Below are 10,236 nucleotides of genomic sequence, written 5' to 3' on the forward strand. Positions count from 1 at the left end.
AAAATGGGCCAAAAAGCCTCACGCCGCCGATGGCATTTTGCTGCTCAGTTCGCCGCTTTCCGCGCCAGCATCCGCTCGCGAAAGCGCTTGGCCCATCCCGCCTTGCCGATCTGCTCCGGCCGCACCAGACACAGCGCATCGGCCTCCACCGGCTTCGTCACCACGCTCCCCGCCGCCACGATCGCCCCGGCGCCGATCGCCGCCGGCGCCACCAGCGCGCTGTTCGACCCGATAAACGCCCCCGCGCCGATCTCGGTCCGATATTTGAAGAAGCCATCATAATTGCAGGTGATCGTCCCCGCGCCGATATTGGCCCCCGCGCCAACACTGGCGTCGCCGATATAGGACAGGTGGTTGACCTTCGCCCCTTCGTCCAGCCGCGCCTTCTTGATCTCCACGAAATTGCCGACCTTGGCTTTGGGACCGATATCCGCCCCCGGCCGCAACCGCGCATAGGGACCGATCTGCGCCCCGCTTGCGATCGTCGCGCCCTCCAGATGCGAAAAAGCGTGGATCGTCACATCGTCCGCGATTCTCACGCCCGGCCCGAAAACGACATTCGGCTCCACCACCACGTCACGGCCCAGCACCGTATCATGGGCGAAGAACACCGTCTCCGGCGCGACCAGCGTCACGCCATCGCGCATCGCCTCGGTCCGGCGGCGCGCCTGCCACATGGCTTCGACCCCCGCCAGTTCGATCCGGCTGTTCACGCCCGCCACTTCCCATGCGTCCGTCTCGATCACCGCGCTCGTCCCGCCGGGCAACATGACGATATCGGGCAGATAATATTCGCCCGCCGCATTGTTGTTGCCGATCTGGTCCAGCAGCACGAACAGGTCGGTCGATCGCACCGCCATCAGTCCGCTGTTGCACAAAGTCACCGCCCGCTCGGCTTCGCTCGCGTCCTTAAATTCCACCATCTTTGCGATGATGCCCTGCCCATCGGCGATGATCCGCCCATAGGCGGCGGCGTCATCGGGGCGGAAGCCCAGCACCACGGCGCGCGGCTCGTCGCCCCGGCTCAACCGGTCCAGCATCGCCCGCATCGTGCCCGCACTCACCAGCGGCACGTCGCCATAGAGGATCAGCACATCGCCCGCGAACCCCGCCAGCGCGTCATGCGCCTGTGCGACGGCATGGCCGGTGCCCTTCTGCTCCGCCTGCACCGCCACGATCGCACCGGTGCCATCCACCGCCGCCTCGACCTGCGCACGCCCCGCGCCCACCACCACCACCTGCCGCTCAGGCGACAATGCACCCGCGCTCGCCAGCAGGTGCAGCAGCATCGGCCGCCCGGCGATCGGGTGCAACACCTTATGCAGCGATGATTTCATCCGCGTCCCCTGCCCCGCGGCAAGGATGATGACGGCCAGCGGGCGCGAAGACAATTTGGGGTCGGTCACGATGATTTTCCCGGCAAATATGATGGGCTTGTCCGCTCTCTGCCATGTTTGCCTTGCCTTTGCCACCGCGCACGCGGCATGGCGGCGGCATGACCAGCATCCCCTTCGATATCGTCGGCTTCGACCTTGACGGCACTTTGATCGACACCAGCGGCGATCTCGCCGCCGCGGTCAATTACGCCATCGGCACGATCGGCCGACCGGCCTTTCCGGCCGCCGCGATCCATCCCTTCGTCGGCAAGGGCGCAAAGGTGATGCTGGCGCGCGCACTCGACGCATCGGGCGGCTACACCGCCGACACGCTGGACGCGCTCCTGCCCATATTGCTCGACTATTATCAGCAGAATCTGGCCATCCACAGCGTCCCCTATCCCGGCCTGATCGCCGCGATGGACGCGCTGACCGACGCGGGCGTGAAACTCGCCATCTGCACCAACAAGGCGGAACGCTTCACCATCCCGCTGATGCACCAGATCGGCCTGTCGGACCGTTTCGCCGCGATCGTGGGCGGCGACACGGTGGGCGTCGCCAAGCCCGATCCCGCACCCATCCGCGAAATGATCGCCCGCGCCGGCGGCGGCCGCACAATCTTCGTCGGCGACACGATCAACGACATCGCGGGCGCGCGCAATGCGGGCATCGCCAATGTCGCGGTCGGCTTCGGCTTCCTCGACGGCCCCGTAGAAAATCTGGATGCCGACGCCATCATCCACCATTTTGACGAACTGGTCCCGCTGCTGCGGCGCTGGCCGGCATGACGCCCCTGTGATGACCCTGCGCCTGGAGCAGGATGGCCCAGTCGCCCGGCTGTTGATCGACCGTCCCGACCGTCGCAACGCCATGACCCAGCCGATGTGGGAAGCCCTCCCCGTCCTCGTCGGGCAAGCCATGGCCGACGAGGACGTCCGCGTCCTCATCCTCGCCTCCGCCACCCCCGGCCTCTTCTGCGCCGGCGCCGACATCAATGAATTTGCCGCCTGCTCGGCCGACACCGACTGGCGCGTCGCCAATCAGGCCGCGATCCGCGCCAGCCAATATGCGCTCGCCCACGCGCCAAAGCCTGTGATCGCCGCGATCGACGGCGATTGCGTCGGCGGCGGCTGCGGCCTCGCCATCGCCTGCGACCTGCGCATCGCCGCGCCCACAGCCCGCCTGGGCATCACGCCAGCCAAGCTCGGCATCGTCTATTCGCTGTTCGACACCAAATTGCTGGTCGACCTGGTCGGCCCCGCCCGTGCGAAGCGCATCCTCTATACCGGCGCGCTCCACGGCGCCGACGAAGCCCTGTCCATCGGCCTGATCGAAGAGATCGCGCCCGATCCCCTCGCCGCGGCGCACATGCTCGCCCGCACCATCGCCGCCAACGCCCAGCACAGCGTCCGCGCGTCCAAGGCGATCGTCCGCCGCATCCTCGACGGGCAGGCCGACGACGACGCCACGACGCTGGCGCTGTTCCGCGACGCCTTCACCCTGCCCGACTTCGCCGAAGGCGTCGCCGCCTTCCGCGCCAAGCGCCCGCCAGACTTCTAGAGCGTTTTCGAAGCAGGTGGCTTCACCTGCTGACTCGGAAAACGCCGCAAATCAAAAGAATCGCAAACGCAAAAAGGCCCGGCGCGAACCGGGCCTTCTGCCATGACGGGCGGGGCAATCAGTTGCCCACGACCGGCCGCATCTCCTTGCCCGCGTCCGCATAACGCTCGCCGGTTTCGGCGCGGGCGATGGCGGCGCTGACCGGCGCCTGCACCTGGGCCAGCGCCTTGGCCTTGCATGCCTGCATCGTGGCCAGGTCCGTGGAGGAACAGACGCGGCTGGCGGCGCGGGCGATGCGGCTGCGCAACTGCTGCTGGCCTGCGGCCTGGCCCAGGTCCAGGTCGCCATGATAGACGGCGCTGGTGCGGCCATTGGACACGAAATCCTGCGCGGATGCGGCGCCGGCACTGGCCAGCAGGGCAATGGACGCGACGGCGGCGGCGAATTTGGGTGCTACGAACATGGGCTTATCTCCTCAAAATCTGTTGTGACCGGCGCGCCGCCTCAAAGGGGGGCGGTAGGGAACACCGGGTGCGAACGGGTGGAGCCGGGGTCTTTGGGGGTCGGCGTCCTGCCCCGTTCGCCTCATCTTGTTACGCTTGCCGCGTGCGCCGCGCCCGCCCGCTTCGACGGAAAGCGATCCGCATCGGCCAACGACAGGGTCACCGACCAAGCGCAGAGGAGCGCGGACGAACGGCGCGACGAACGACATCCGCGCCCACGCCAACGACATGCACGCGCCATATTGCCGTAAGGGAAAGGCGAATCATCCGACAGACAGCGCCAGACGCGAAAACGCCCCCGGCGCAAGGGAAGGCCGGGGGCGTATCCAGATGCTGTCGGGCACCGGATCGGGGTAAAGCTGTCAGGCAGAGACGACGCCATAAGCGCTGAACCGTCGCTTAACGGGCCTTCCGGCGCCGCGCTCTACCGATGCCCGCACCATAGCGCGGCAACGCCGATCCCCCCGCCCGCTTCGATGATCCGCCCATGCGCAGCGCCCGGCTACATCCCGGCCGGACCAACGGCTTGCGCAAAGCGACGAACGACATGAAAAGCGGCGGTTGCGACGAGCGCTTTGGCATGCGCGCCGGCAAATTACCGCAGCGATGTCGCAAGCGTCGATCCGTGCAGCCTACGAGCGCGAACTATGTCGCCAATGCGCCAGTTGTTGCCGCTCGGGTGAGAATTTCGCCTTCCCGAAAGCAGTCGTTCGTTGAGATTTCTATCATGCAGCAGGCGATGAAAAAGCAGCCGGTCGGCCGTCGATCATGTCCCAACACCGTATCGCGCAAACTTAACGGAAATTTCATGCCGCAAAATTATGCCCGCTGCATGAGCGATCGACGCAAAGTCCAGCTATTATGCGTGACATTAGTGGGGATGATCGCGTTTGGCGTTTATAAAATAGGGTTGGCTCTCAGCACCGGAATTTTGGAAACAAAGCTGGCACGGGCTTCGTGGCTCGACAACCCGGCTGGCTTTGTTCTCTATTTAGCTGTTTTCGTTGTGGGCACTGCGGCATTTTGCGCCTGACTGTTTGTCATCATTCATGATGAGCGGTCCGGACGCCAGCATACCAAAAGCCACTCGCTAACGTTCGATAGGCCAGAATACCGGTCATCGGCTCCCGACAAGTCGAGCCGCGACCAACGTCCGTAAATCCCCCATGCCGGGCGACGTGCAGACGATGGGGTCTTTGCAGGAAGCTGCCGGGCGGAACACGACCATTTCTGTCCTAGGTTGTCGGAATTTTCACAATCGATAGCGGATTTTGTCGATATCTCTTTACGGTCCAGCAACCGCACGCACGGTAGGTTTCCGACATGAACAGACTGAGTCAGATGTTGATGCTCGGAAGCCTTTTGGTCTGTGCAGTGGTTCAGTCACCTCCCCTCGCAGCATTATGCATTGGCCTGTCAATGACTTGCTTTAGCTACTGGATTAGTCGCAAATGGCCGGATCCTAGGCCATTATTTGTAGAGATCATGTCTCGACCCAGCACTAAAACGCTACCTAGGGAGCGGCGCTTAAACGCCTTGGTTGCCGGGGCGATGATTGTAAGTGGGCTGATACTTCTATTCTTTTTGCCTCAAATGCTGCCTGTTACCATTTGGACGTTTTGTTGGCCTCCGATGGGCGCGCATATCATGGGGCAAGGGGTCGCCACTCTCATATTTGGCTGGATCGCTGCGCCCAAGAATGTTGCAGAACACAATGCGTGGTTGGCGAAAATGGGCAAACCCTATCACCCCTGATCTCCGTCCGATTTCTACATGAGCCTGCTCCAATCCCGCCTGTCGCGTAGCCAGCTTTCTCCTACCAAATGGTTCAAAGCTGGCACTCCGCAATCCACCCATTATGACCCCCACCTGACGATTGCGACGGGAGTTATGGCAACGCCGACCATCCGCAGTCCCTCGTCTCGTCCTAAAAAGACCGCCATAGCGTAGCGCAGGCTACCAATTTTTAACCCCAAACATTCAACGTCAGTGCAAGGATGCGGAGGTAGCATATGATCCTGAAATACCGGCCTTGGCGCATGATCGTGGCTACAATCCTCGTAGCGATAATAGCCATCGTCTGCGCCATGTTTGCGCTCGACGTACCAGAGCCAAGCCGAAGCGGTCGCTACGCCGCGCTGCACGGCGTGCTGGGGCAAACCGGCATCATGGTGTTTTTACTGGGACTGGCGGCGATCTTCGCGCACTGTGCAGTCAAGTTAGTGTTGCTTTTGGCTTCCGGGTGCGTGGCAGCGGAGAGCGACGACACTGGCGTGCGCTTGCGCAGCGCAGGGCACCCCATCGCTTTGACCTGGGGCGACATATATAGGGTGGAGCGTAAGGAGATAGGCGGCAGGAACAAAGTTCCCGTAGTCGTGCTGCATCACGCGCCGAAGCGCGCGGTCCTCTTTGGCAGCAGACGCACCAGCACCCTGATCCCAAGACTTCTGACCGCAGACGATTGGGAGTTCGAGAATTGGCTAACGACGGTCGAGGCGCGGATCGCCTCCGGGTCGTAAGTCAGCAATGGCGCTCAGCCAGCGTAATCGCCGGCAAACTTGTTACGTTGCTACGTTTACGGCCCCTAATGCCCTTCGACGGATTGGCTCCGGGCCACCGCCATTGCTGCGGCAAGGCGGTTCCGGCTCATTGGCAGCTTTCACGGTTTCTAGGTAAAGCCAATGCGCAAAAGCGGATCAGCAGCTATCGCGATCTTCTCGCCGACGACCGGACATTCGGAAATCGGCCATTTAGCCCCACAATCCCTCCGCCCTACCCTCTCCCACGCCCCGCTGCCCTTTAGGCATGGCATCGCGCGCCCGATGGCCACGCGGCCACTCGCAATCCCATTGTATCGCTCCTATCTTCGCCTCTGGATTCCTCCTCGGAACATTTGTAGAACGGATCGCATGAGCCTCACCCACATCTCCGTCCGCGGCGCGCGCGAGCACAACCTCAAGGGCGTCGACGTCGATCTGCCCCGCGACAGCCTGATCGTCATCACCGGCCTGTCCGGCTCCGGCAAATCCTCCCTCGCCTTCGACACCATCTATGCGGAGGGGCAGCGGCGCTATGTGGAATCGCTGTCCGCCTATGCGCGCCAGTTTCTGGAGATGATGCAGAAGCCCGATGTGGAGCATATCGAGGGCCTCAGTCCCGCCATCTCCATCGAGCAGAAGACGACCAGCCGCAATCCCCGCTCCACGGTCGCCACGGTCACGGAAATCTACGACTATATGCGCCTCCTCTGGGCGCGCGTCGGCATCCCCTACAGCCCCGCGACCGGCCTGCCCATCAGCGCGCAGACGGTGTCGCAGATGGTCGATCGCGTCGCCCTCCTGCCCGAAGGCACCCGCTTCTACCTGCTCGCCCCCGTCGTGCGCGGGCGCAAGGGCGAATATCGCAAGGAACTGGCCGAATGGCAGAAGGCGGGCTACACCCGCGTCCGCATCGACGGCGAAATGATGCTGATCGAAGACGCGCCCGCGCTCGACAAGAAATATAAGCATGACATCGAAGTCGTGGTGGACCGCCTGGCCGTGGAACCCGACATGGGCACGCGGCTGGCCGACAGTTTCGAACAGGCCCTGAAACTAGCCGACGGCCTCGCCTTCGTGGACCTGGCCGACGGTGTCGTCCCCGGCCGCGAAGACGAAGCGCAAAGCACCGACAAGAAGATGAAGGGCGCGGGCATCCCCGCCAACCGCATCGTCTTCTCCGAAAAATTCGCCTGCCCGGTCAGCGGCTTCACCATCCCCGAAATCGAACCGCGCCTCTTTTCCTTCAACGCGCCCATGGGCGCTTGCCCGGCCTGCGATGGCCTGGGCGAACGGCAGGAGTTCGACCCCGAACTGGTCGTCCCCAACGAAGCGCTCTCGATCAAGAAGGGCGCGGTCGTCCCCTGGGCCAAATCCAACCCGCCCAGCCCCTATTATATGCAAGTCCTCGGCTCCCTCGCCAAGGAATTCGGCTTCTCGCTCGACACCCCCTGGGCCGACCTGCCCGGCGAGATAAAGCTCATCATCCTCCACGGCACCGGCGGCAAGCCCGTCACGCTACGCTTCATCGATGGCAAGAAGTCCTACGAGGTCAAGAAAGCGTTTGAAGGCGTCATCGGCAACTTGAACCGCCGCCTGCTCCAGACCGAAAGCGCGTGGATGCGCGAGGAACTGAGCAAGTACCAGACCGCCATGCCCTGCGAAACCTGCCACGGCGCGCGCCTGAAACCCGAAGCCCTCGCCGTCAGGATCGCGGGCGAGGATATCTCCATCTCCACCCACCGCTCGGTGGTGGACGCGCTCGCCTTCTTCACCGCGATGCCCGATCATCTGAACGACCAGCAGCAGCAGATCGCCAAGGCCATCCTCAAGGAAATCGTCGAGCGCCTGGGTTTCCTCAACAATGTCGGCCTCGATTATCTGAACCTCGACCGCACCAGCGGCACCCTCTCCGGCGGCGAATCCCAGCGTATCCGCCTCGCGTCGCAAATCGGCAGCGGCCTGTCGGGCGTCCTCTACGTCCTCGACGAACCCAGCATCGGCCTGCACCAGCGCGATAACGACCGCCTGCTCGTCACGCTGAAGCGCCTGCGCGACCTGGGCAACAGCGTCATCGTCGTGGAGCATGACGAAGACGCCATCCGCCACGCCGACTATATCGTGGACATGGGACCGGGCGCGGGCATCCATGGCGGCGAGATCGTCACCCAGGGCACGCTCAAGCAAATCCTCAAGGCCAAGAACAGCCTCACCGCGGACTATCTCAACGGCACCCGCCGCATCGAAGTGCCGCCCAAGCGCCGCAAGGGGTCTGGCAAGAAACTCACCGTCCACAACGCCCGCGCCAACAATCTGACCGGCGTGACGGCGTCGATCCCGCTCGGCACCTTCACCTGCATCACCGGCGTCAGCGGATCGGGCAAGTCCAGCTTCACCATCGACACCCTCTATGCGGCATCGGCGCGCGCCCTAAACGGCGCCAGAATTATCGCCGGCCCGCATGACAAGATCACGGGCCTGGAACATTGCGACAAGGTGATCGACATCGACCAGTCGCCCATCGGCCGCACCCCACGCTCCAACCCGGCCACCTATACCGGATCGTTCACCAACATCCGGGACTGGTTCGCCAACCTCCCCGAAAGCCTCGCGCGCGGCTATAAACCCGGCCGCTTCAGCTTCAACGTCAAGGGCGGCCGCTGCGAAGCCTGCACTGGCGATGGCCTCATCAAGATCGAGATGCACTTCCTCCCCGACGTCTATGTTACGTGCGACGTGTGCCACGGCGCGCGCTACAATCGCGAAACGCTGGAGGTGAAGTTCAAGGGCCACTCGATCGCCGACGTGCTCGACATGACGGTCGAGGATGCGGTGGAGTTCTTCAAGGCCGTCCCCCCCATCCGCGACAAGATGGCCATGCTCGCCGAAGTGGGCTTGGGCTATGTCAAGGTGGGCCAGCAGGCCACGACCCTGTCCGGCGGCGAAGCCCAGCGCGTCAAACTCGCCAAGGAACTCTCGCGCCGCGCCACCGGCAACACCCTCTATATATTGGACGAACCCACTACCGGCCTGCATTTCGAGGATGTCCGCAAACTGCTCGAAGTCCTCCACGCGCTGGTCGATCAGGGCAATAGCGTGGTCGTGATCGAACATAATCTCGACGTCATCAAGACCGCCGACTGGATCATCGACATGGGACCGGAAGGCGGCGTCAAGGGCGGCGAAGTCGTCGCGGAGGGAACGCCGGAGAAGGTCGCGAAGGAGCCGCGGTCATTCACCGGGCACTATCTCGCGCCATTGCTGGGGTTGGAGAGTGTGGCGGCGGAGTGAAAAAACTTAACACTAATATCTCTCCTTCTGCCATGAGGAGACAAATATCAAAACGGAGGGCCACTTGGCTGTTTACGCTCTTTGGAACAACAAGGGTGGGGTAGGGAAAAGCTACCTCACTTTTCAGATTGCTGCGGAATATGCCCGCACTCACCCAGCCGAAAATGTGCTGGTCATTGATTTATGTCCTCAGGCAAATTCATCAAGCATGTTGCTTGGTGGCATCGAGCATGGTGAGCGCATTCTTAACGAGCTTGCCACGGGCACACCACGCCGAACAATTGCTGGCTATATCGAAGAGCGGATCGTCAGTCCCTATATAAATCCCAATGCCGGATCAGCCTATGTTCATCAAGTAAGTCGCTACAATCACTGGATTCCACAGAACCTGCATTTAGTTGTGGGTGATGAAGAATTAGAAGTTCTAACCTCTAGGGTACAGGGTGCGACAAATCCTGGACCCGGCGATGCATGGAGAATAGTTCATAGTTGGATTTCAGATCTCATCGCAGATATTCGTCATTCTTGGAACGTCGAAAACAGTACAGTTTTCATAGATTGCAATCCAAGCTTCTCCATCTACACAGAACTAGCAATGTCAGCCTCAGATAGGCTTATTATTCCTTTTTCAGCAGACGGCTCTTCAAAAAGAGCTGTAAGAGCGGTTCTGTCATTGTTGTTTGGAATCCGACGGACGGGTACAGGCCGTCAATCTGAATTCTTCCTGAATTCTCAACGCTATCGCATGTCTGTGCCAGAAATATACAGCTACGTTGGCAATAGGCTAACGTCGGCTAATATGAGCACTGCAAGTGCTTTCCGGACTGTGGTGAATGAGATTGGCTCAGAGCCTGATTCATAATTATCCGATGAAATTTCATAGTCTTGCGATGCGACGCGCGAATAGCTGGATGGAAGCTATGAACAGCCACGCAGTTGCCGATGCGATGGTCTGTTCAAAGTCCTTGG

At 61.8% G+C, this 10,236-nt stretch carries 8 protein-coding genes and 1 pseudogene; 6 read left to right on the forward strand and 3 right to left on the reverse strand.

Annotated features, from left to right (window positions below):
* Nucleotides 1-44: 44 nt before the first annotated feature.
* Entirely contained in the window at nt 45-1,337 is a 1,293-nt protein-coding gene (gene glmU / locus HHL08_RS08220; protein WP_235954986.1) for a bifunctional UDP-N-acetylglucosamine diphosphorylase/glucosamine-1-phosphate N-acetyltransferase GlmU, read from the reverse strand.
* A 158-nt stretch (nt 1,338-1,495) separates the two neighbouring features.
* Between glmU and HHL08_RS08225 the strand changes: the two genes are divergently transcribed.
* On the forward strand, nt 1,496-2,164 hold the full coding sequence (locus HHL08_RS08225; RefSeq protein ID WP_206377768.1) for an HAD family hydrolase: 669 nt from the start codon (nt 1,496-1,498) through the stop codon (nt 2,162-2,164).
* Nucleotides 2,165-2,174: 10 nt separating this feature from the next.
* The gene (locus HHL08_RS08230) at nt 2,175-2,936 is read left to right on the forward strand and encodes an enoyl-CoA hydratase/isomerase family protein (protein ID WP_169572240.1); all 762 of its coding nucleotides are present in this window, start codon (nt 2,175-2,177) and stop codon (nt 2,934-2,936) included.
* A 118-nt stretch (nt 2,937-3,054) separates the two neighbouring features.
* Here HHL08_RS08230 and HHL08_RS08235 read toward each other — a convergent pair whose 3' ends face one another.
* Entirely contained in the window at nt 3,055-3,399 is a 345-nt protein-coding gene (locus tag HHL08_RS08235) for a UrcA family protein (RefSeq protein WP_169572242.1), read from the reverse strand.
* 527 nt (nt 3,400-3,926) lie between these two features.
* Between HHL08_RS08235 and HHL08_RS08240 the strand changes: the two genes are divergently transcribed.
* The 4 genes from HHL08_RS08240 (at nt 3,927) to HHL08_RS08255 (ending at nt 10,129) form a co-directional block, all read left to right on the forward strand.
* Nucleotides 3,927-4,472, forward strand: a complete 546-nt coding sequence (locus HHL08_RS08240; RefSeq protein WP_169572244.1) for a hypothetical protein — start codon at nt 3,927-3,929, stop codon at nt 4,470-4,472.
* Between the two features lie 979 nt (nt 4,473-5,451).
* The gene (locus HHL08_RS08245) at nt 5,452-5,958 is read left to right on the forward strand and encodes a hypothetical protein (RefSeq protein ID WP_169572246.1); all 507 of its coding nucleotides are present in this window, start codon (nt 5,452-5,454) and stop codon (nt 5,956-5,958) included.
* A gap of 390 nt (nt 5,959-6,348) precedes the next feature.
* Nucleotides 6,349-9,267 carry an excinuclease ABC subunit UvrA gene (gene uvrA / locus HHL08_RS08250; protein WP_169572247.1) on the forward strand — a complete coding sequence of 973 codons (2,919 nt, stop codon included), beginning with the start codon at nt 6,349-6,351 and terminating at the stop codon, nt 9,265-9,267.
* A 64-nt stretch (nt 9,268-9,331) separates the two neighbouring features.
* Complete coding sequence (locus HHL08_RS08255; protein WP_169572249.1) at nt 9,332-10,129, forward strand: ParA family protein; 798 nt, start codon at nt 9,332-9,334, stop codon at nt 10,127-10,129.
* Between the two features lie 15 nt (nt 10,130-10,144).
* On the opposite strand, the pseudogene HHL08_RS08260 reads toward HHL08_RS08255, so the two are convergent.
* Nucleotides 10,145-10,236: pseudogene (locus tag HHL08_RS08260) on the reverse strand (IS5/IS1182 family transposase); the annotation flags it as partial.

This window comes from Sphingobium psychrophilum, assembly GCF_012927105.1.
In the GTDB taxonomy this organism is placed as follows: Bacteria; Pseudomonadota; Alphaproteobacteria; order Sphingomonadales; family Sphingomonadaceae; genus Sphingobium; species Sphingobium psychrophilum.

Excerpts from the sequence above, each read along its gene's own strand:
- HHL08_RS08240 (WP_169572244.1), top strand. The coding sequence starts at position 3,927 with ATGCGCAGCGCCCGGCTACATCCCGGCCGGACCAACGGCTTGCGCAAA.
- glmU (WP_235954986.1), bottom strand. The coding sequence starts at position 1,337 with ATGAAATCATCGCTGCATAAGGTGTTGCACCCGATCGCCGGGCGGCCG.
- HHL08_RS08230 (WP_169572240.1), top strand. The coding sequence starts at position 2,175 with ATGACCCTGCGCCTGGAGCAGGATGGCCCAGTCGCCCGGCTGTTGATC.
- HHL08_RS08225 (WP_206377768.1), top strand. The coding sequence starts at position 1,496 with ATGACCAGCATCCCCTTCGATATCGTCGGCTTCGACCTTGACGGCACT.
- HHL08_RS08245 (WP_169572246.1), top strand. The coding sequence starts at position 5,452 with ATGATCCTGAAATACCGGCCTTGGCGCATGATCGTGGCTACAATCCTC.
- HHL08_RS08235 (WP_169572242.1), bottom strand. The coding sequence starts at position 3,399 with ATGTTCGTAGCACCCAAATTCGCCGCCGCCGTCGCGTCCATTGCCCTG.
- uvrA (WP_169572247.1), top strand. The coding sequence starts at position 6,349 with ATGAGCCTCACCCACATCTCCGTCCGCGGCGCGCGCGAGCACAACCTC.